Genomic DNA, 20,660 nt, shown 5'->3' with positions numbered 1-20,660 from the left:
CGGCGAGTTGGTTATACTGCGTTATTTGATGAACCTTTTCAACGCTTCTGACGCGCGGGGAACGGATGCAGCAGAGCACGCAGAAAAAGCGCAAAGTACTGTCCCGGAAACAGGTGGTAAAGAGGATTGGGGACGTGCTTTCAGGCATTCGTGTACCCGATCTTCCCTATCCCGCGGGAAAGGTTGCTGCAGACGCAGCCAGCGACTGGCGCCCATTGTTGCTGTCCTGCTGGACGGAGCAGCGGGATGAGCCCGTGACCCGCGTTATCCGCTCGGTATCCTTGACCTGGTCGGTCAGGCAGATCAATTCCGCCTATGTGGCGGACCGAATCATGGATGTGTTTCTCAAGACCAGCGGCCTCCATCCCGAACTGGCCCTGCGAATTGCCCGCCTTCGGTTCTTTCTCGCCTGGCGAATGAACCTTGAGGGAGCCGGAGCGCTGAACGATACCATCGTGCACTGGCTTGACAGCCTGCAGGACTGCAGGGGATGGAGTGGTTCCGGCGGGCGCTCAGGGAGGGCCCTCCTGGATCAGTTGGATTCACTGACCATAGCGGTGTCCGGCTGTTTCGATTCCGGGGACGTCGGGCCGGTTATCGAATTCTGCCGTCAGTGGGAAGAGGATGCGGGAAAGCGCGAACAGCAGAATGAGCGTTTACGTCAGCGGTTGCTGGAAACCGAGCAGGGCGCCGCCCGTCAAAGAAAGTCGGAACAGACGGCTAGGGCATTGGTGGGCCGGGCCCTCCAGAATCGTCAGCTGCCGCAAGCCGTGGTTCGGTTTATCTTTGATCACTGGTTTGCCCTGATCAAGCAGATTGTCTGGCAGGAAGGCACCGAGGGCGACAACTGGCGGCATGCCAGCAAACTATTGGAATGGCTTGTCTGGATTGGTGATCCGGCGCTTTCCGACAAGGACAGGAACCGCCTCTATACGGTGGGGGAGCAAATTGGTGACCGGATCAGCGACGTCTGGAACCGCGTCAACGGTAAGCCCCTGGATGACTCGGCCCTGCAAGGAATCCAGTCGGTTATGGTGGATCGTCTGAGGGGCGAAACGCCCGAGCTGGTTTCCGCGTTGCCGGAAGGCGACCGATTCTCCTGGGATCCTTCCTGGTTGTCGTTTTCCGCACCGCCCGAGGCCGAGGTTGAGCCGTTGTTGGGAAAATGGTTTGTGGAAGGTGAGGGTGCCGCGGAGCGACGTCGGTATTTCTTTGCTCTGCTACCGGATACCTGCGAAGTGCTCTGGACCAATGGTGCCGGGGTCAAACTGGGACTAATGCCCTGGCCAAGGTTCTCCACGGCTCTCGATAGCGGCACCCTGAGATTATTACCACCATTGACTCCCTTCGGTCAGGTGTTGGCGGAAACCATTACCTCGCTATCTGTGGTGCTTGAACGCCAGACGTTGCAACGGGAAGAAGCCGCCAGGGAGGCGAGAGCCCGGGCAGAAACCTTGCGTCGGGAAAAGGCGGAAGCGGAACAATTGCGCCAACAGGAGGAAGCCGCCAGGCAGGCTGAACTCGCAAGGCAGAAGAAAGCGGCAGAAGATCGACGTATCGCTGATGAAGAAGCCGAGCAGCAACGCCTGTTGCAGGAGCGGGAGACCGCTGCGAGGGAGTTGGTGGAAGGCATCAAACTGGGCGGTTGGATCGTCGAGGAAAGTAGCAGTGAGGGCAAGGATGCCGTTCGCCTGAAGCTGGCCGTACGGATCAATGCCTCCCGGAAGTTGGTTTTTGTGGACCGACTGGGGCTGAATCGCCGCGAATTCCTGGTGGATGAACTCGTGGATCACGTGGTGATGGGCCGGGTACGCGTACTTGGTAGCTCTGCAGAGTTTGATGACGCTCTGTCGCGGGTGGTTGGCCGTATCAGGGTCGGTCGAAACTGACCGGATAAAACACTATCGGATAGATGATCATGAGCGATATCGATTACAGTTTTGGCGACTACGAGGATGCTCCGGAATCTGGGGATAACCGTTCCGAGTACCGGCTGGCTGCGAGCGCAAGTGTGACCCTGGAGCTGGAATCGCCGATTCCGGATGTCGAGGGGGATCAGTCCGGGCGGTCTCTGGTATCACGCACCAGCGATGTCTCTGCCCGTGGTATCCGATTGACGACCGCAGAACCGGTAACCCAGGGTGCACTCTTACCTGCCTGGGTCAGTCTGGAGGATGACAATAAGCCGTTTGGTCTGATGGTGGAGGTTGTCTGGTGTCGTGCAAGCACTGAAACCAGTTGGCTGGTGGGACTTCAGATACTGGAGTCGGATGACACATCCTATCTGGAGTGGGTGGAAGCCGTCGCAAAGGCGATGTCTGAGGGTTAAGTCGCCCCGGCAAGGCCCGAAAGCCCTGCCGGGAAAACCGCGAGCTTCAGTCTTCCAACTCGCCCATGCCGGTAATGTTGAAGCCGGCATCAACGTACATGATTTCACCAGTAATGCCGCTGGCCATGTCAGAACACATGAAGGCAGCAGCGTTACCCACTTCGTCGGTCGTCACGTTGCGGCGTAACGGTGCCCGCCTGGCATTCTCGGCCAGCATACGGCGGAAGCTCTTGATGCCAGAGGCCGCCAGGGTCTTGATTGGCCCTGCCGAGATGGCGTTGACCCGGATGCCATCACGCCCCAGGCTGCCGGCCATATAGCGAACGTTCGCCTCAAGGGAAGCCTTGGCCAGTCCCATGACGTTGTAGTTCTGCAGTACTTTCTCGGCACCCAGGTAGCTGAGGGTCAGCAGGGAGCTGTTTTCATGCATCATCTTGCGACCGGCCTGGGCCAGGGCAACAAAGCTGTAGGAGCTGATGTCGTGGGCGATGCGGAAGCCTTCCCGCGTGGTGACGTCCACATAGTTGCCATCCAGCTCGTTGGCCGGGGCGTAACCGACAGAGTGGACAATAATGTCGATGTCGTCCCAGTGCTTGCCCAGTTCGGTGAACACAGCTTCTATTTCGTCATCGCTGGCAACATCGCACGGGAAAATCAGCGAACTGCCCCAGCCTTCGGCGAATTTCTCTACCCGGGATTTGAGCTTTTCATTCTGGTAAGTGAATGCCAGCTCGGCGCCTTGTTTGGCAAAGGCTTCGGCGATGCCATAAGCGATCGAGTGTTTGCTTGCAACGCCGACAATCAGTGCTTTTTTGCCACTGAGTAATCCCATAACGATTCTCCCTGTGTTTCAGTTTAAGGCATTATCCATGAACCGCAGCGGTGCGGGTAACGCTCAATTGGTCGTAGTAATCGGGCGTGGCCTGTCATTGCGCTTTATTGGCTGTAGAACAGGGCCGCCCCAAGCAGTTCACGGGTGTAATCGTGCTTTGGTGTATTGAATATCCCGGCGGCATCGCCGTATTCCACGACCCGACCACTCTTCAGTACCAGCAATTTGTGGCTCAGTGCCCGGACCACGGCCAGATCGTGGCTGATAAACACATAGCTTAGACCATATTTGTCCTGGAGATCCCGCAGCAGGTTAATCACCTGTTTTTGCACCGTCCTGTCCAGGGCAGAGGTGGGCTCGTCCAGAATGATGAGTTCCGGCTGCAGCACCAGCGCCCGGGCGATGGCAATGCGTTGGCGCTGACCGCCGGAGAATTCATGGGGGTAGCGGTGACGGGCCTGTGGGTCGAGCCCGACGTCGGTGAGCGCCTGTATGACCCTTCGGTCCTGCTCTTCGGGTGTTGCCGGTACGTGTATTTCCAGGCCTTCACGCACGATCTCGGCGACTGACATCCGCGGGCTGAGGCTACCGAATGGGTCTTGGAACACAATCTGAATACGGCTGCGCCATGGCCGGAACTGCTTCTGGTCGAGCGGACCGAGTTCTTCGCCGCTGAGCCGAATACTGCCGCGACTGGAAGTGAGCTTCAGCAGGGCGTGGCCGATCGTGGTCTTGCCACTTCCGCTTTCACCAACGATACCCAGGGTTTCGCCTTCGTTGAGCGAGAAACTGACGTCATCGACCGCCTGAAACCACGATTGAGGCCGACCAAACAGGCTTTTGCGGGTGACGAAGCGCACATCTAGGTTGTTCACGTCCAGCAGCGACTTGTTGTCGACCACGGCGCCCGACGGCGAGGCCGGTGGTTCCGCGTCCAGCAAGCGACGGGTATAAGCATGCTGTGGCTCTTCAAACAGCTGCGCTGTCGGCGCTTCCTCGATCAGTTGTCCCTGCTCCATCACCACGACATGGTCTGCATAGCGCCGCACGATGGACAAGTCGTGGGTGATCAGCAAGATCGCCATGCCCAGCTTTTGTTGCAGGTCTTTTAACAATTCCAGTACCTGCTTCTGGACAGTGACGTCGAGTGCTGTTGTCGGCTCGTCTGCGATCAGCAGGTCCGGCTCGTTGGCGAGGGCCATGGCAATCATTACGCGCTGCTTCTGGCCGCCGGAGAGCTGATGAGGGTAGCTCGTCAGGCGCTCTTCAGGCGAGGGGATGCCGACCAGGTCCAATAGTTCCACGCAACGGGCACGAGCCTGTGGGCCACGCATCCCCTTGTGCAGTGCCAGGGTTTCGCTGATCTGCTTTTCCACCGTGTGCAATGGATTGAGCGAGGTCATTGGCTCCTGGAAAATCATGCTGACGTGACGTCCGCGGATCTGTCGAAGGCGTTTCTGGCTGGCCTTCAGCATGTCCTCTCCCTGGAACAGGATCGCACCTGAGGGATAACTGGCGTGGCGTTCGTCGAGCAGTCGGAGGATGGACAGGGCGGATACGGATTTCCCTGAGCCGCTTTCTCCCACCAGGGCGACGGTTTCACCATTGTCGATACTCAGCGACAATCGATCCACGGCCTGAATGGTGTCGTCAAAATGTATGGACAGATCCCGGATTTCCAGCAGTTGCGACATATCAGTTCTTTCTCGGATCGAAGGCATCACGGACGGCTTCACCGACAAACACCAGCAGCGTCAACATGATGGACAGGGACACAAACGCCGATATACCCAGCCACGGGGCATGGAGGTTGGATTTACCCTGGGCGATCAGCTCACCCAGTGAGGGTGACCCGGACGGTAGGCCAAATCCCAGGAAGTCCAGTGACGTCAGGCCGGTTATGGCACCGGTCAGGATGAACGGTAGAAAGGTGAGGGTGGCCACCATCGCGTTGGGCAGGATATGGCGGAACATGATCTTGCGGTTGCCCAGACCCAGGGCTCTCGCGGCCTTAACGTATTCGAAATTGCGGGCGCGCAGGAATTCCGCGCGAACCACATCCACCAGCCCCATCCAACTGAACAACAGCATGATGCCCAGCAGCCACCAGAAATTGGGTTGCACGATGCTGGACAGAATAATCAGCAGGTAGAGCACCGGAAGCCCTGACCAGACTTCGATAAATCGCTGCCCCAGCAGATCAACCTTACCACCGTAGTAGCCCTGGATAGCACCCACAACCACGCCCACGATGCAGCTGAGAATGGTCAGCACAAGTCCGAACAGGACGGAAATGCGGAACCCGTAAATCACCCGCGCAGCCACATCCCGGCCCTGGTCATCGGTGCCGATCCAGTTTTCAGCGCTGGGTGGGGCCGGAGATGGTACCTCAAGGTTATAGTTCGTGGTGTTGTAGCTAAAACGAATGGGGGGCCAGATCATCCAGCCATTTGCCTCGATTTCATCGGCGATAAACGAATCGCGGTAGTCGGCTTCGGTGGGCAGAAACCCGCCGAACGTCTCCTCGGGTACACTTTCCACGATCGGAAAGTAAACATCCCCTTTGTAGTAGGCGACCAGTGGCACGTCATTCGCAATCACCTCGGCGATAAGCGAGAGCCCAAAGAGGGCCAGGAAGATCCACAGGGACCAGAAGCCACGACGGTTATTGCGGAAGTTGCGCAGTCGCCGTTGCTGGATGGGAGAGAGCGTCACCATACCTACGATCCCTCCCGGCTTTCGAAATCGATGCGGGGATCCACCAGAACGTAAGTGATATCGCTGATCAGCTTCAGTACCAATCCCATCAGCGTGAAGATATAGAGGGTGCCGAATATCACCGGATAATCCCGGTTCAACGCAGCCTCAAAGCCCAGTAATCCCAGGCCATCCAGGGAGAAGATCACTTCAATCAGCAATGAGCCGGTGAAGAATAGCGACACAAGCACGCCGGGAAGGCTGGCAATGACGATCAGCATGGCGTTGCGGAACACATGCCCGTAAAGCACCTGTTTCTCTTCCAGACCCTTGGCCCTGGCGGTCACCACATACTGCTTGCTGATCTCATCGAGGAAAGAGTTCTTGGTCAGCAGGGTGAGGGTGGCAAAGCCACCGATGACATTGGCCGTTACAGGCAATGCGAGGTGCCAGAAGTAATCTCCGATTTTCTGGTACCAGGTAAGTTCATCGAAATTGGACGACGTCAGCCCCCGCAGCGGAAACCAGTCCAGATAACTGCCCCCTGCGAACAGGACGATCAACAGTATCGCAAACAGGAAGCCTGGTATGGCGTAACCCACCACGATGGCAGAACTGCTCCAGACGTCGAATCGCGATCCGTCGGTGACCGCCTTGCGGATGCCGAGGGGGATCGAGATCAGGTAGATGATCAGGGTGGACCACAACCCCAGGGAGATGGACACCGGCATCTTGTCCAGAATCAGTTCGATCACCGAGCGGTCCCTGAAAAAGGACTCGCCAAAATCAAAGGTGGCGTAATCCCCGAGCATCTTCAGGAATCGCTCGTGGGCCGGCTTGTCGAAGCCGTACATAACCTCTATTTCTTTGAGCAGCTCTTCCGGCAGGCCACGGGAGCCGCGGCTGTCGCCACTTGAGGAGGTAACCTCGCCGCCGGCACCACCGCCGCTGGCCCGGGAAAGGGCGCTACCACCGTGCCCCTCGGTTTCCGCAATCAACTGCTCAACGGGACCGCCAGGGGCGGCCTGAACAATGACGAAATTGAGCAGCATGATCCCGAGGAGGGTGGGGATTATCAGCGCAAGGCGCCTGAGGATATAACTGCCCATTCAGCGGAACTCCGTCAAAGTTGTATCAGAGATCTGCGTCATTGGTCAGTGCTTTTTACCCACCAGTTGTTGATGTCCACACCGTTTTTGGGAACCGTCTCCGGCCGTTGAAGGAACGACCAGTAGGCGATCCGATCCTTGGCCAGGTACCAGTTTGGAATCACGTAGTGTCCATGCAGCAGCACACGGTCCAGCGCCCGCGTACGATGAACAAGCTCCTCCCGGGTAGGCGCCTGGATGACCAGGTTGACCAATTCATCCACCACCGGGCTATCCACCCCCATATAGTTGCGCGAGCCCTTCACATCGACATTGGAGGAATGCCAGTATTCCCGCTGCTCATTGCCAGGAGAGTCGGACTGGCCGATGCCCTGGACGGTCATGTCGTAGTCGAACTCACGAAGGCGCTGGATGTACTGGTTGGTATCCACCAGGCGTACGGACACATCAATGCCGAGTCTTTCGAGGTTGTTCTTGAAGGGCAGCACCACCCTTTCAAAGGTTTTCTGAAAGATCAGGATCTCGAAGGCCAGGGGATTACCGGTTTCCCGGTTCACCATGGTGCCATCCCTGACCTCATAGCCGGCCTCCCGTAACAACGTCAGGGCGGTACGGAAGTTATCGCGAAGCCCACCTTTACCCGCCGTCGAAGGGGGTTGATACTCTTCATTGAATACATCGTCGGGCAATTGATCGCGGTAAGGCTCAAGGATCTCCAGTTCGCGGCCTTCGGGCAGTCCTGATGACGCCAGCTCGCTGTTCTCGAAGTAGCTTGAGGTACGGGTGTATTGCCCGAAGAAAAGATTTTTGTTGGCCCATTCAAAGTCAAACGCGTAAGCCAGCGCTTCCCGTACACGAGGGTCGCTGAATACCTGGCGGCGGGTGTTCATCGCGAACGCCTGCATGCCGGCAGGGCGGCCATGTTCTACGGCTTCAGTTTTAACCTTGCCGGAGTCAAACTGGTTACCGGTGTAGGCGGTGGCCCAGTTCTTGGCCGAGGACTCTACCCGAAAATCGAAATTACCGGCACGGAAGGACTCCAGGGCGACGGTGTCATCCTTGTAGTAGTCATAGTGAATTTCATCGAAGTTATACCGCCCCTTTCGCACTCCGATGTTCCTGGCCCAGTAATCCTCCACCCGTTTGAAGGTGATGGAGCGGCCCGCCTCGAAGTCGTTAATGCGATACGGGCCACTGCCAACGGGCGGTGTCAGACCGTTGTCGCCAAATTCACGATCTTTCCAGTAATGACTTGGAAGAACGGGCAGTTGGCCAAGAATCAGTGGCAGTTCACGGTTGTTGGTGTCACCAAACTCGAAGCGGATAGTCCGCTCATCTTCGATGATTACCTCGGACACGTCTGCATAATAGTTGCGATAGAAAGGATGGCCTTTGGTGGTCAGAACATCGAACGAAAACTTCACGTCCTTCGCGGTAATGGGTTCACCATCCTGGAACCGGGCTTCATCACGCAGATGAAAGGTCACGTAACTGCGGTCTTCCGGGGTTTCAATAGACTCGGCAATCAGGCCATACGCGGAAAAGGGTTCGTCCGCCGACGGTTCCATCAGCGTATCGTATAGGTATGTGTTAATGCCCGCCGCGGCTACACCGCGAATAACGAAAGGGTTAAAGGTGTCGAATCCATTGGCCACCACGGCCATTCGAAGGACGCCGCCCTTGGGCGCCCCGGGGTTAACGTAGTCAAAGTGCGGGAAGCCTTCGGAGTATTGGGGCTCGCCGTGCATGGCGATGCCGTGACGTGCGTCCGGCTCGGCTGAAGCTGATTGCCATGGGAGGAGAACCATGGCGGTAACGGTCAAAACATTGATGAGGGATGAGGCTTTCCGTGTTCTTGTCATAGATCTCGCACGTTTCGGTTCAGACTCAGGGGCTGTTTCTTATGTCGACATAGAGTACCAGACTTTGCCCGGGCTGAAGATAACGTGAGGTGTTGAGGTCGTTCCAGCTTGCGATGTCTCTCACATTAACCGCAAACCGGCTGGCGATGGTCGACAGGGAATCCCCTTTGCGGACCTGATAGCCCACCTTGCGTACCATGCCTTTGCCACGATTGGTGCTGGCCAGCATGGCGGGTTGTTTCGACTTGGACCAGATGACCAGTTTCTTGCCGGGCATCAGAGGATCACCAGGTGCCATGCCATTCCAGGACGCCAGCTGGCGGACGGACACCCGATGCTCGCGGGCAATATCCCAGAAGGTGTCCCCGGAGCGAACCTTGTAGTCAACCCGGGTGCCGTTGGCGTTCTTGCCGCTCCGTTCCTGCTTCCTGGCGAGTCGTTCACTGGCGCTCAGGGAATAGGTGCCCGCCTGTTCGGCAGCAGAGGGAATCATCAGCCGTTGGCCGATGCGAATGATGTGACTGTCGAGGTTGTTGACCTGCTGTATCACCGAGGGTGTGGTGGAGTAGCGTTTGGCAATGGTGCTCAGGGTGTCGCCGGATTCCACCTTGTAGTTCCGCCAGGAAACGCGCTTCGCCGGATCCATGCCCTTGAGGGCCGTAGCGAAGGTTTCAGCTTGGTCGCGGGGAACTAGCAGACGGTGGGGACCTTCCGGTGACGTCGCCCAGCGATTGTACGAGGGGTTGAGCAGGTAAATTTCGTCGATATCGACACCGGCCAGTTCCGCTGCCTGGGCCAGATCAAGCTGCGAACCGGTGTCGACGACTTCAAAGTAGGGCTCGTCGTCCAGCGGGGGCAGTTCGATGCCGTGGGCCTGTGGATCATCAAAGATCTTTGCCAGGGCGATCAGTTTTGGGACGTAATGGCGAGTCTCCCGAGGCAGGTCGAGGGACCAGTAATCCGTTGGCTGATTGCGCTTGCGGTTGCGGCGCATGGCGCTGGAAACCGTGCCCCCACCACTGTTATAAGCCGCAAGTGCCAGCATGTAGTCGCCGTCAAATCGCGTTGCCAGTCGGTCAAGGTACGTCAGCGCCGCGTCGGTGGCAGCAATGATGTCGCGGCGATCGTCATGCCACCAGCTTTGGGTCAGGCCAAAATACTTGCCCGTGGAAGGAATGAATTGCCACAGGCCGGCAGCACGGCCGTGGGAGTACGCAAACGGATCGAAGGCACTCTCCACCACGGGCAGTAGGGCCAGTTCCGTGGGCAGCCCACGTTTTTCGGCTTCGGATACAATATAGTGCAGGTAGCGGCTGCCACGATCGACGACTCGATCAATGTAGCGCGGGTGCTTTTTGTACCAGTTCAGTTGCGCCTGGACCCTGGGTTCGCTGGCATCGTGATCCAGCGCGAAGCCTGCCCGCAGGCGGTGCCACAGGTCCGGTGTGGCGTCATTCTCTTCCGCGATCTTCTGGTCAGGATCGTCCAGCTTTTCCCTGGCGTCTTCCGCGGTTTTCTTGAGCGTTGGGTCGATGGCGTCGTCGAGCTTCGTCCGGGACGCGCGGCCGGTTGATTCGTCACCAGGCGAGGACTCAATCGCTTCTTTAAGTTCATCGTCACCGGCGGCCACGGTCAGTTTTTCTGAGGCCAGTACGTCACTTGATGGAGACTCTGAGAAAGGATCAAGAGCGCTGCAGCCACTGGCAAGTGCGCCAAGGAGAAACAGGGTGGAAAATCGCGAGACCGTCATATGACTACTTCCGGTGGCTGGTCGACGCCGGGGTGAACTGTATGAAAACCCGGCATATTTAATGAGTTATGACACAAAAGTTTCACGGATTCTATTGGAAGGCTTTTCGGGGGGTCAACAAGACTCGCGTTACGTCATTGATAGAAATTGTTACCCGCCTCTGAGCGTATCCTTTAGAACGTGTCCTTTAGAATGTGTCTTTGCCGTGCCTTGTGGCTGCGAACACGTCGTTGTCCGATTCGACGGCCAGGCCCGCTTTCTGAGCGTATTGGTGCGCAGCTTCGATGACCGCCTTGTCGTCCCAGCGCAGGAAAGGGTTAAGTTGCTTTTCCTCACCAAGGATGGATGGAACGGTGGGCATGCCATCGTCGCGACGTTTCTGGCAGCGGGCTTCGAAATCCCTGAGCGGCTCGTCATCAGGTAGCCAATGACGGGCGAACTTAAGGTTGGCTAGTGTGTATTCGTGGGCGCAATACACGGCTGTGTCGTCTGGCAGGCCCCTAAGGCTTTCCAGCGAGCGTTTCATTTGCTCCGGAGACCCTTCAAACAGGCGTCCACAACCGCACACAAACAGGGTATCGCCACAAAACAGGACCGGACGGTCGTTGACATGAACGTCGGTATAATAGGCAATGTGGTCGAGAGTGTGCCCGGGAACACCAAGGACACTGAATGTGAGCTGTTGCCAGACCACGTCATCCCCGGGGTGCACCTCACTGGTGGCGCCCTTGAAGGGAGAATTCGCCGGGCCGATGATTCTGCAGTCGGATACTGTTCCGGCGAGTTTGCTCACGCCGCCAACATGGTCAGGGTGGTGGTGGGTCACCAGGATGGTGTCCAGTTCCAGTCCGTTGTCTGCCAGGAACTCGATGACCGGCTCCGCCTGCCCGGGGTCCACGATCAATGCCTTACGGTCCTCACTGTTGGACAGGCACCAGATGTAGTTGTCATTGAAGGCTGGAATAGCGTTAATGGTCAGCATAGGCTCCACATGTGCGATACGAGTGTGACTGTTATCATAGAGTATTAATCCCGGTGCCCCAACACCGGAGAAACGAACCAGGGGAACGCAGCAATGAGCCCAACAGGTGACGTTGACTATCCCGCCCGACATGACAGCTTCGAGAGCTGGTTCCAGACGCCTCTGGGCCGTTCACTGCTGGCTGACCAGCGCGCCTGCGTTGAGCGCCATGTTCGCGCCCTCTCCGGTGCGAGACAGTTGCAGGTTGCCGTCAGTCATCGCCTGCCACTGGCCAGTGGGACGGATTTTGCCCAACGTGTTCTGACGACGCCGAACTGGCAGTCTTCCATTCCCGACGGTGTGGCGGTCTGCGATGCCGATGAGTTGCCCTTTCCCGGTGACTCCATGGACCTGGTGATTCTCCACCACACGGCGGATTTTTCGCCGCATCCCCATCAGGCTTTGCGAGAGGCCTCCAGGGTGCTTAGGGGGGAGGGCATGATGGTGCTGATCGGGTTTAACCCGTTTAGCCTTTGGGGCGTGAGGAAACTGGTTTCCAGGCACCATGAAGGCCCCTGGGGTGGTCGTTTTCTGATGAAGGGACGCATGGAGGACTGGCTCCGGCTACTGGACTTTTCTGTGGAGTCCTCGGGCTCCTCGTTTTTCCAGGTTCCGCTTCAGCGGGCGGCACTCGCAGAGCGCAGGGGCCTGATGGAAAGGGTGTGCGGCAACCGTTTCCTGCCGGTGGGGGCTTATTACTGTATCCTTGCCAAAAAACGCGTTTACTCCAGGTTACAACGGAGACCAGCCTGGCAGGGGCAGAAAGTCATTGCCTTGCCAGGACGGGGCGCAGTGGGAGCTTCCCGTGACTACCCGGCGCGCCCCGAAAACGGTCGGTGCGCCATACTGAAACACAAGCATGTCGAGGCGTATTGATGGCCGGTAAGGTTGTTCTCTATACCGATGGGGCCTGCAAGGGCAACCCTGGGCCAGGAGGCTGGGGCGTTGTTTTGAGGTACGGCGATGCCAACAAGATGTTGCACGGTGGTGAAGCGAATACCACCAATAATCGCATGGAGTTGATGGCTGCGATACAGGGTTTGAAAGCGCTCAGGCGCGCCTGCGACGTGGAACTTTATACCGATTCCCAATATGTCCGTAAGGGCATCACCGAATGGATGACGGGCTGGAAGCGAAACGGTTGGAAAACATCCGCAAAGAAGCCGGTCAAGAATGAAGATCTCTGGCGGGAGCTGGACAATGAGGTGGCCCGCCACAAGGTCAATTGGCATTGGGTGAAAGGGCACTCGGGCAATCCTGACAACGAGCTGGCAGACGAGCTGGCCAATCGCGGTGTGGAAGAACTGGCGAACGCCGGATAACAACGGCGTAACCAATGGGGTAACCATAGGAAAACCATGAGACAGATTGTACTGGATACGGAAACCACCGGTATCGACCCGACGGAAGGTCACCGGATTATCGAAATTGGCTGCGTTGAGTTGATGGAGCGTCAGATTACCGGTCGGCACTATCACGTCTACATTAACCCGGAGCGGGAAGTGGAGGCGGAAGCCATAACGGTTCATGGCATCACCAACGAGTTCCTGGCGGACAAGCCAAAATTCGCCGAAATAGCCGACGAGTTCTTTGAATTCATAAAAGGGGCCGAGCTGGTTATTCACAACGCGGCGTTCGATATTGGATTCATGGATTCCGAATTTGCCCGTCTGAAGCCTGTTCGCAGGACGACTGAACATTGCGGCGTGGTGGACTCCCTTGCCATTGCCCGCAAGAAGCATCCCGGCCAGAAAAACAATCTGGACGCCTTATGCAAGCGTTACGGGATCGACAACAGTAATCGCGAGCTGCACGGCGCTTTGCTGGATGCGGAAATCCTTGCTGACGTCTATCTTTTGCTGACTGGCGGGCAGACAGCGCTCTCCCTGGACGCTGGCGGTGACGAAGCTGGCGGTGAGGGCGGTATCCGTCGCCTGGCGGATAATCGCAATCCATTGCCGGTACCCAGGGCCAGTGACGATGAGCGCTCCGCCCACGACGAATTCATGGCATTGCTGGCAAAGCAGGCCGGTACAACTGTATGGGATAAGCTTACAGCTGAAGAATAAGCCGAGCTAAGCAGAATATTCTTTTGGCAGTGCGAACTGTGTGTCGCGCTGTACGTTTTGTTACATTCCTGCTTTCTTGAGCTACTTGAGTTTTGTGTTATAAGTAATGATAAGTTCGCGAGTTTTCGCGAACTTTTTATTTTAGCCGGGAAGGGTAAATCTGGCTCATAAAGTGATTCTTCAAACAACCGAAAAGATCACATTCCAAGAACAGGACGCGGTAGTTTCCGCATAATTTACAGGAAGCGTTTATGGTTCAATCGTCTCTGGCGACGAAATCACAGTCATTTGATCTGGTCAAAAGTGAGATTGAGCAGACCATCAGACAGGCAGAGTCCAGCCTTGAACGCTTTCAGGAAAACCGTGAAAGCGGTGAGGATCTGCAGAACTGTGTGGATTTTCTGAATCAGCTCCGCGGTATTTTCATTCTTGTCGAACTGCGTGCCGGCACTCTGTTGTGCCAGGAAGCCGTCAGTATGGCCAATGATGTTCCCGTTGGCGCCAACGATGACAAGAATATCCTCCTGACGACTCTCAACAGCGCATTGTTCATTTTGCGCCGTTATGTTGAATACTATCATCAGCAACGTGCGGACCATCCGGAGCTGCTGCTGCCGGTTATCAATGATCTGCGCGAAGCCCGCAAGGAAAAACCCTACCCGGAATCCTGTTTCTTCGATGTTGACGTCAAGGAACGGCCGGACTTCTGCTCAGGGCTTTCTCTTCAGGCGTTTGACGGTAACGAAGCGGAATACGAGATACTGGCCCGCCGTATGCGTTTGACGTTCCAGGTCGCGCTGTTGGGTGTGCTTCGTGAAAAGAACGATGTGGTGAGTAAAAAGTTGTTTGGCCGGGCGGCGCGTGGATTTGCTCGGCTTTGCCAGGGGCAGCCCATGGGGCAGATGTGGTGTCTGGTTGCCATTGTGGCGGATACCATGCTTGATCGGGTCATGGGGTTCAGCAAAGCCCGCAAGCGCATGTTCATGCGTATCGAGAAATATTCCCGTGAAGTCGTATACGTCGGCAAGGTGGCCACGGCCAAGGATGCGCCGGATTCTCTCATTCGTGATCTGGTGTACCTGCTCTATAGAAGTGGATCGGCAAATCCCGAGGTAACCTCCGTGTTGTCAGCTTATCGACTGACGCCCGCGGAATTCCCGGACTCCATGCTTGATGCCCACGCCCGTCGTCTTTATGGCCCGGGCACCGATGTTCTCAAATCGTTGTCGACGGCGTTGCAGGACGAACTGAATCAGCTAAAGGACAAGCTGGACATTGTTGAGCGCGGCATCGAGCCGGACCTGGCGGAGTTGTCCTCCATTGCAGATGCGCTTGAGCGCCTTGCCAATACACTGGTGATGCTGGATCTCAACCAGCTGGGAACCATGGCCCGGGGTGAGGCCGTGAAGTTGCGGACCTGGGAGGAAGAGAGTCGCCTGCCAGCGGACGATGAGCTCTACAAGCTGGCCGATTCCGTATTGGGTATCGAGGACGCCGTGATGCAAATCGTGGTTCGTGGCATCACCTCGGAAACCGACGCTCTTGCTGGTGGGCAGCGTACCCGTGAAGAATCTCTTTACCTTCAGGAAGCCACCTACGTGGTGGCCGACGAAGCGAAAAGTGCGCTGACCCTCGCAAAACGTGCCATAACGGCGTTCATCGAGTCCGACTACGACAAGCTCCACCTCGCCAACCTGCCTGCTACGTTGCACAGTATCTGGGGTGGTCTGCACATGCTGGACGATCCCGGCGCGGCTTCGGTGTTGGAGCGTGTGGCGGCGTCCATTCAGGAACGATTACTGGATGCCAGGGAAGCGCCTCAGGCTCAGGTGTTGGAAGCACTGGCGGACGCACTAACGTCCCTTGAGTACTATATAGAGAGTGTAGGCAGGCGCGAAGATCGAAATGCTGACCTGTTGAAGCTGGCGGAATCCTCATTGGAGGACGTGGGGCTTTAGCCCTGTTGCGTTATTCAATGGCCAAAAAAAACCTGCCGTTTGGGCAGGTTTTTTTTGGCGTTCAAAGAGCGATCAGCCTATCGATCAGCCCATGTTGAACAGCTCGCCCAGCTTGGTTGCCAGCATCATGTCGCCTTCAGCGCGCAGCTGACCGGCCATAAAGGCTTGCATGCCATCGGTTTCGCCGGAAACGATGCCCTGCAGGGTTTCGGAGTTCATGATCAGGGTGACGGAAGGATCGTCATGGGCGCCTTCAGCCATCTTGCAGGTGCCATCCTTGATAACCAGGTGATAGGTCTTGTCGTCCTCGATGTCGAACTGGAATACCAGATCCAGGCCTTCAGCTGCGTCCGCGTTAAAATTTTGTTCGAGTTTCTCGAATATCTGAGCTACAGACATTATTTTACCCTTATTGATGGTTGTCGTGGCGTATTGACGGCTTCTGGTTCCTGGCCTTTCGCCTGCATGGAAGCCCGGGTGAGCCGACGTAGCCATTCGACTTTAGGGTTAGACATTACTGGTGTCAAGCTCGATCGAACGCTTGTTTTAATTTGTTATTGGTTCTATGGCTTGTACCTCAGGGCACCTCGGTTACAATCGAGCGCTCAAGAATAATCCTGGAGAAGCAACTTGGAATTTCTGACAGAGTTCGGTTTGTTTATTGCGAAAACGGTCACCCTCGTGGTGGCGCTTCTGGTCATTGTCTCAGTGGTTTTATCCGCTGCCCATAAAGACAAGGACGATCAGGGGAGTGACGGTGAGCTGCGGGTTCGCAAACTCAACGAGAAATACTGCAAGCTGAGGGAGTCACTTCAGGCCAAACTGCGCAGCGATTCAGAGCGCAAGGCTTTTGAGAAAGCCCGTAAAAAAGAAGACAAGGCCAAACAGAAAGCCGAGAAGGCCAAGCGCAAATCCGGTGATGCTGAGGAAAAACCCCGTCCCAAGGTGTACGTGCTGGACTTTGACGGCGATATCAAGGCCAGCGATACGGACTCTTTGCGCCGCTCGATCACAGCGGTGCTCAGCGTTGCGGAGCCCGAAACCGATGAAGTGGTGATACGTCTCGAAAGTGGCGGCGGCCTGGTTCACTCTTACGGACTCGCGGCTGCCCAGTTAGACCGTATTCGCGCCAAGGGTATCCGGCTTACGGCCTGCGTCGATAAAGTCGCCGCAAGCGGCGGTTACATGATGGCGTGCGTGGCTGACCGGATTGTCGCGTCGCCATTTGCGATTCTCGGGTCCATTGGTGTTGTTGCCCAACTGCCCAACTTCCATCGTTTCCTCAAGAAAAACGACGTCGACTTCGAAATTCTGACCGCTGGTGAGCACAAGCGCACCATGACCGTATTCGGCGAGAACACGGATAAAGGCAGAACCAAATTCCTTGAAGACCTTGAGGATACCCACGTGTTGTTCAAAGAGTACGTGGGTGAACGCCGTCCGGAACTGGATATTGCCGCCGTTGCAAACGGCGATATCTGGTTTGGCCGCCGCGCGCTGGAGGTCAAACTGGTGGACGAGATCAAGACCTCCGACGAATATCTCATTGAGGCCTGTGACAGTGCAGACGTAATCTCGGTAGGTTTCCAGCGCAAACGCACGTTGCCGGAAAAGCTTGGCCTGGCCACCAGCGCGGCACTTGAACACACCGTATGGCGGGTACTGGGCGCATTCCGCAACCAGAAAATCCAGTAAACCTACAGTAACGGGAACAGAGTCATGACAAACGACACCGAATTCAAGGCATGGCGCGTTCAGGAGCAGGACGGCGAATACGAGGGCTCTGAGCAGACGCTGCACGTATCCGATCTGCCCGAAAACGACGTCCTGATCAAAGTCAGTCATTCGTCCCTGAACTACAAGGATGCCTTGTCGGCCTCCGGCAACAAGGGTGTTACACGTAACTTCCCCCACACTCCTGGCATCGATGCTGCCGGGGAAGTCGTAGAAGCCTCCTCTGGCTCCTTTTCAGCCGGCGACCAGGTACTGGTAACCGGCTACGACCTGGGCATGAACACCGACGGCGGCTTCGGCGAATACATCCGGGTACCGGCCGAGTGGTGTGTGGCAATGCCCAAGGGCTGGAGCGCCCGCACCGCCATGATATACGGCACGGCCGGCCTTACGGCGGGTCTGTGTGTACAAAAGCTATTGACCATGGGTGCCAGGCCCGAGCAGGGCAAAGTCGCTGTCAGTGGTGCCAGTGGCGCTGTCGGCAGCGTAACGGTTGAGCTGCTTGCAAGCCTCGGCTTCGAAGTCGTGGCTATCAGTGGCAAACAAGACCATGCCGATGCACTCAAAAACCTTGGTGCCACGGAAGTGCTGGGGCGCGAAGCTCTGGCAGCCGAAAAGAAGCCAATGCTGAAACCCGCCTATGCCAACGCCGTGGATACCGTTGGCGGTGGTCCACTGGCGGAATTGCTGAAGCAGATCCACCCAGGCGGGTCCGTTTCCTGCTGCGGTCTGGTCGCCGGGCCACAACTGGAAACCACCGTTCTGCCGTTTATCCTGCGGGGCAACAACCTGCTGGGCGTGGATTCGGTTGAAATTCCGCTGTCGGACAAACAGTCAGTCTGGGACAAATTTGCCGGTGACTGGGCGTGCAGGAAAACAGAAGCGTCTGCCCGCGATATCGGGCGTGGTGAACTCGATGGAGCCTTGAAGGCATTTCTGAAAGGGGAGTCATCAGGGAAAATCGTTCTGGATCACTCCAAGTAGGCGACTGCGAGGTTGATATAGAAGAGAAGGGGCTTACTTTCCAAAACTGTGCGGAGCCAAGGATGGCGGAGCCCAAGCGTCACATGGATGTGCCGCAAGGAGCGTGTTTTGGAAAGTAAGCCCCTTCTTTTCGTACTCCTGAAGCGAATGCCTCAGGTCAGGAAGCTCGACGACGAAACAACGGCTCGTCCGTATCCGTCGCCGCCTGATACCCCTGGGTAAAGAAGTTCAGGCAACGAGCTGCCTTGTTGATATCCTTGTCGGCGCGCAGTACGTACGTGTCAAAACCGCACCGCTTCATAAACTGCAGCTGATCAAGAAGCACATCACCGACCGCACGAAGTTCGTTCCGGTAGCTCAGGCGCTCCCGAAGCAGCCGCGCGATACTGTAACCGCGGCCATCGCTGAACTTCGGAAAGTTCACCGCAATCACCGGCAGCTCATTGACCACGCCAGCCAGAATCTCCGGCTCATCATGGCTGTCGAGCCATACACCGATGTCATCACGGTCTTCAAAGTGCTCCTTGCCCGCCAACCAAAGATCGGCCGGAATCAGGGCAGGTTGCTCGGGAACATCCAGGGACTCCCCGTCTGCTGGCCTTGGCACAACAACCCAATCGTCCTGACGGATACTTCCGTCACTGGTGATCACATCAGGCATAAACCCGCTCCTTGAATGGCTCGATGCCAATACGGCGATAAGTATCCAGGAAAGGCTCTTCCTCGGTCCGGTTATCGACGTACACATTAATGATTTTCTGCATCACTTCCGGCATATCTTCCCGGGCAAAAGAGGGCCCGAGAATCTTGCCAATCGCGGCATCGTGATGGGAGGAGCCGCCCAGGCTGATCTGGTAGAACTCCTGACCCTTCTTGTCGACGCCAAGGACGCCAATGTTGCCCACATGGTGGTGACCACAGGCGTTCATGCAGCCGGAAATGTTCAAATCAATGTTGCCGATGTCGTACAGGTAGTCCATATCATCGAACTGGCGCTGAATGGACTCCGCCACGGGAATAGACTTCGCATTCGCCAGGGCGCAGTAATCGCCACCGGGGCAGCAGATAACATCGGTCAGCGTATTCAGGTTCGCCGTGGCAAAGTCCATCGGTGTGATCGCTTGCCACAGCTCAAACAGTTGGTCTTTCCGGACATCCGCCAGAACTACGTTCTGCTGATGAGTCACCCGTACTTCACCAAAGCTGTACTGGTCCGCCAGGTCGGCAATCTGTTCAAGTTGGCGATCACTGACATCACCCGGCGGCGTGCCGGTTTTCTTCATGGTCAGTGTCACAATGGCGTAGCCAGGGTTCTTGTGGGTATCCACGTTGTGGCTGATCCACTGATCAAACTCGCGGTTCTCGAATCGTTGGGTTGCCAAAGCGTCCTTCACATCCGGAACCTGCTGGTAGTCCGGCTCAGTGAAATACCCTTTGAACTGCTCAATGGCTTCCTGGGTCAGGCGAGTGGGAGAGTCCTTGATGTGGGACCATTCGTCTTCCACCTTCGCCGCAAAGCCTTCGGGCGTCAGGGCCTTCACCAGAATCTTGATGCGGGCCTTGAATTTGTTGTCCCGGCGACCGTAACGGTTGTAAACACGCAGCACGGCTTCAAGATATGTGAGCAGGTCCAGCTCCGGCAGGAAGTCACGGATAACCGGGCCTACCATCGGCGTACGTCCAAGACCGCCGCCCACGTGAACACGGAAGCCGAGTTCACCCTGATCATTGCGCACCATCTGCAGGCCGATATCATGCACCTGGATAGCAGCGCGGTCGGTATGTTCGGAGGCGTTGACGGCCACTTTGAATTTGCGCGGCAGAAAAGCGAATTCCGGGTGGAAGGTAGACCACTGGCGGATGATTTCGCAGTAAGGGCGCGGGTCGGTGATCTCGTCAGCCTGCACACCGGAAAACTGATCCGTGGTGGTGTTGCGAATGCAGTTGCCGCTGGTCTGGTTGGCGTGCATTTCCACTTCCGCCAACTCGGCCAGGATATCCGGTACGTCTTCGATTTCCGGCCAGTTGAGCTGAACGTTCTGGCGGGTTGTAAAGTGCGCATAACCTTTGTCATAGTCACGGGTTATGCGTGCCAGGCGGCGAAGCTGGGTAGAACGGAGCATTCCGTACGGAACCGCGATGCGCAACATCGGGGCAAGACGCTGTACATACAATCCGTTCTGAAGTCGCAGTGGAAGAAACTCGTCTTCGCTCAGCTCGCCAGCCAATGCTCTCTCGGTCTGGTCACGGAATTGTGCAACGCGCTCGGCAGCCATCTGCCGGTCGTGTTCGTCATAAACATACATAGTGGAACG

At 56.7% G+C, this 20,660-nt stretch carries 18 protein-coding genes; 8 read left to right on the top strand and 10 right to left on the bottom strand.

What is annotated here, in order from left to right; all coding sequences use genetic code 11:
* The first annotated feature begins 65 nt into the window (after positions 1-65).
* Both JJO78_RS08830 and JJO78_RS08825 read left to right on the top strand, forming a co-directional pair.
* Positions 66-1,889: a DUF1631 family protein gene (locus JJO78_RS08830; protein ID WP_273623382.1), complete on the top strand. Its 1,824-nt coding sequence runs from the start codon at positions 66-68 to the stop codon at positions 1,887-1,889.
* Positions 1,890-1,918: 29 nt separating this feature from the next.
* Positions 1,919-2,329 carry a PilZ domain-containing protein gene (locus JJO78_RS08825; protein WP_036205924.1) on the top strand — a complete coding sequence of 137 codons (411 nt, stop codon included), beginning with the start codon at positions 1,919-1,921 and terminating at the stop codon, positions 2,327-2,329.
* 46 nt (positions 2,330-2,375) lie between these two features.
* On the opposite strand, the gene JJO78_RS08820 is transcribed toward JJO78_RS08825, so the two are convergent.
* The 7 genes from JJO78_RS08820 to gloB all read right to left on the bottom strand — a co-directional run bounded on the left by JJO78_RS08820 (position 2,376) and on the right by gloB (position 11,561).
* Positions 2,376-3,161, bottom strand: a complete 786-nt coding sequence (locus tag JJO78_RS08820; protein WP_036205512.1) for an enoyl-ACP reductase FabI — start codon at positions 3,159-3,161, stop codon at positions 2,376-2,378.
* Between the two features lie 104 nt (positions 3,162-3,265).
* A complete protein-coding gene (locus JJO78_RS08815) occupies positions 3,266-4,855 on the bottom strand; it encodes an ABC transporter ATP-binding protein (RefSeq protein ID WP_273623381.1) in 1,590 nt (529 codons plus the stop codon).
* A gap of 1 nt (position 4,856) precedes the next feature.
* Positions 4,857-5,876 (bottom strand): ABC transporter permease, encoded by a 1,020-nt coding sequence (locus JJO78_RS08810; protein ID WP_227517939.1) that lies wholly within the window; start codon positions 5,874-5,876, stop codon positions 4,857-4,859.
* Between the two features lie 5 nt (positions 5,877-5,881).
* Positions 5,882-6,967 (bottom strand): microcin C ABC transporter permease YejB, encoded by a 1,086-nt coding sequence (locus JJO78_RS08805; protein WP_041333313.1) that lies wholly within the window; start codon positions 6,965-6,967, stop codon positions 5,882-5,884.
* Positions 6,968-7,005: 38 nt separating this feature from the next.
* On the bottom strand, positions 7,006-8,829 hold the full coding sequence (locus tag JJO78_RS08800; protein ID WP_273623380.1) for an extracellular solute-binding protein: 1,824 nt from the start codon (positions 8,827-8,829) through the stop codon (positions 7,006-7,008).
* Positions 8,830-8,854: 25 nt separating this feature from the next.
* Positions 8,855-10,579 carry a lytic transglycosylase gene (locus JJO78_RS08795; RefSeq protein WP_273623379.1) on the bottom strand — a complete coding sequence of 575 codons (1,725 nt, stop codon included), beginning with the start codon at positions 10,577-10,579 and terminating at the stop codon, positions 8,855-8,857.
* A 187-nt stretch (positions 10,580-10,766) separates the two neighbouring features.
* Positions 10,767-11,561, bottom strand: a complete 795-nt coding sequence (gene gloB / locus JJO78_RS08790; RefSeq protein ID WP_041333315.1) for a hydroxyacylglutathione hydrolase — start codon at positions 11,559-11,561, stop codon at positions 10,767-10,769.
* 93 nt (positions 11,562-11,654) lie between these two features.
* Between gloB and JJO78_RS08785 the strand changes: the two genes are divergently transcribed.
* The 4 genes from JJO78_RS08785 to JJO78_RS08770 all read left to right on the top strand — a co-directional run bounded on the left by JJO78_RS08785 (position 11,655) and on the right by JJO78_RS08770 (position 15,627).
* Positions 11,655-12,476 (top strand): class I SAM-dependent methyltransferase, encoded by an 822-nt coding sequence (locus JJO78_RS08785; protein WP_273623378.1) that lies wholly within the window; start codon positions 11,655-11,657, stop codon positions 12,474-12,476.
* Positions 12,476-12,922, top strand: coding sequence for a ribonuclease HI (gene rnhA / locus JJO78_RS08780; RefSeq protein WP_091643897.1), 447 nt, complete (start codon positions 12,476-12,478; stop codon positions 12,920-12,922). Before JJO78_RS08785 ends, rnhA begins: the two co-directional genes overlap by 1 nt.
* Before the next feature lie 36 nt (positions 12,923-12,958).
* Positions 12,959-13,669: a DNA polymerase III subunit epsilon gene (dnaQ, locus tag JJO78_RS08775; RefSeq protein WP_036207494.1), complete on the top strand. Its 711-nt coding sequence runs from the start codon at positions 12,959-12,961 to the stop codon at positions 13,667-13,669.
* Between the two features lie 251 nt (positions 13,670-13,920).
* Positions 13,921-15,627 carry a hypothetical protein gene (locus JJO78_RS08770; protein WP_041333321.1) on the top strand — a complete coding sequence of 569 codons (1,707 nt, stop codon included), beginning with the start codon at positions 13,921-13,923 and terminating at the stop codon, positions 15,625-15,627.
* 84 nt (positions 15,628-15,711) lie between these two features.
* Here JJO78_RS08770 and JJO78_RS08765 read toward each other — a convergent pair whose 3' ends face one another.
* Complete coding sequence (locus tag JJO78_RS08765; RefSeq protein WP_007154761.1) at positions 15,712-16,026, bottom strand: SCP2 sterol-binding domain-containing protein; 315 nt, start codon at positions 16,024-16,026, stop codon at positions 15,712-15,714.
* Positions 16,027-16,257: 231 nt separating this feature from the next.
* On the opposite strand from JJO78_RS08765, the gene sohB reads away from it, so the two are divergent.
* Positions 16,258-17,322: a protease SohB gene (sohB, locus tag JJO78_RS08760; RefSeq protein WP_199480781.1), complete on the top strand. Its 1,065-nt coding sequence runs from the start codon at positions 16,258-16,260 to the stop codon at positions 17,320-17,322.
* A 24-nt stretch (positions 17,323-17,346) separates the two neighbouring features.
* Positions 17,347-18,345 carry a YhdH/YhfP family quinone oxidoreductase gene (locus JJO78_RS08755; protein WP_273623376.1) on the top strand — a complete coding sequence of 333 codons (999 nt, stop codon included), beginning with the start codon at positions 17,347-17,349 and terminating at the stop codon, positions 18,343-18,345.
* Positions 18,346-18,502: 157 nt separating this feature from the next.
* On the opposite strand, the gene JJO78_RS08750 is transcribed toward JJO78_RS08755, so the two are convergent.
* Both JJO78_RS08750 and JJO78_RS08745 read right to left on the bottom strand, forming a co-directional pair.
* Entirely contained in the window at positions 18,503-19,006 is a 504-nt protein-coding gene (locus tag JJO78_RS08750) for a DUF934 domain-containing protein (protein ID WP_036207481.1), read from the bottom strand.
* The gene (locus tag JJO78_RS08745) at positions 18,999-20,651 is read right to left on the bottom strand and encodes a nitrite/sulfite reductase (protein ID WP_036207478.1); all 1,653 of its coding nucleotides are present in this window, start codon (positions 20,649-20,651) and stop codon (positions 18,999-19,001) included. Before JJO78_RS08745 ends, JJO78_RS08750 begins: the two co-directional genes overlap by 8 nt.
* Positions 20,652-20,660 lie beyond the last annotated feature (9 nt).

This window comes from Marinobacter sp. DS40M6 (assembly GCF_028581595.1).
Classification (GTDB): Bacteria; Pseudomonadota; Gammaproteobacteria; order Pseudomonadales; family Oleiphilaceae; genus Marinobacter; species Marinobacter salarius.
The sequence above is the reverse complement of the archived record's forward strand: the minus strand, read 5'-3'. Positions and strand labels throughout refer to the sequence as shown.

Excerpts from the sequence above, each read along its gene's own strand:
- JJO78_RS08830 (WP_273623382.1), top strand. The coding sequence starts at position 66 with ATGCAGCAGAGCACGCAGAAAAAGCGCAAAGTACTGTCCCGGAAACAG.
- JJO78_RS08825 (WP_036205924.1), top strand. The coding sequence starts at position 1,919 with ATGAGCGATATCGATTACAGTTTTGGCGACTACGAGGATGCTCCGGAA.
- JJO78_RS08820 (WP_036205512.1), bottom strand. The coding sequence starts at position 3,161 with ATGGGATTACTCAGTGGCAAAAAAGCACTGATTGTCGGCGTTGCAAGC.
- JJO78_RS08815 (WP_273623381.1), bottom strand. The coding sequence starts at position 4,855 with ATGTCGCAACTGCTGGAAATCCGGGATCTGTCCATACATTTTGACGAC.
- JJO78_RS08805 (WP_041333313.1), bottom strand. The coding sequence starts at position 6,967 with ATGGGCAGTTATATCCTCAGGCGCCTTGCGCTGATAATCCCCACCCTC.
- JJO78_RS08800 (WP_273623380.1), bottom strand. The coding sequence starts at position 8,829 with ATGACAAGAACACGGAAAGCCTCATCCCTCATCAATGTTTTGACCGTT.
- JJO78_RS08795 (WP_273623379.1), bottom strand. The coding sequence starts at position 10,579 with ATGACGGTCTCGCGATTTTCCACCCTGTTTCTCCTTGGCGCACTTGCC.
- gloB (WP_041333315.1), bottom strand. The coding sequence starts at position 11,561 with ATGCTGACCATTAACGCTATTCCAGCCTTCAATGACAACTACATCTGG.
- JJO78_RS08785 (WP_273623378.1), top strand. The coding sequence starts at position 11,655 with ATGAGCCCAACAGGTGACGTTGACTATCCCGCCCGACATGACAGCTTC.
- rnhA (WP_091643897.1), top strand. The coding sequence starts at position 12,476 with ATGGCCGGTAAGGTTGTTCTCTATACCGATGGGGCCTGCAAGGGCAAC.
- dnaQ (WP_036207494.1), top strand. The coding sequence starts at position 12,959 with ATGAGACAGATTGTACTGGATACGGAAACCACCGGTATCGACCCGACG.
- JJO78_RS08770 (WP_041333321.1), top strand. The coding sequence starts at position 13,921 with ATGGTTCAATCGTCTCTGGCGACGAAATCACAGTCATTTGATCTGGTC.
- JJO78_RS08765 (WP_007154761.1), bottom strand. The coding sequence starts at position 16,026 with ATGTCTGTAGCTCAGATATTCGAGAAACTCGAACAAAATTTTAACGCG.
- JJO78_RS08755 (WP_273623376.1), top strand. The coding sequence starts at position 17,347 with ATGACAAACGACACCGAATTCAAGGCATGGCGCGTTCAGGAGCAGGAC.
- JJO78_RS08750 (WP_036207481.1), bottom strand. The coding sequence starts at position 19,006 with ATGCCTGATGTGATCACCAGTGACGGAAGTATCCGTCAGGACGATTGG.
- JJO78_RS08745 (WP_036207478.1), bottom strand. The coding sequence starts at position 20,651 with ATGTATGTTTATGACGAACACGACCGGCAGATGGCTGCCGAGCGCGTT.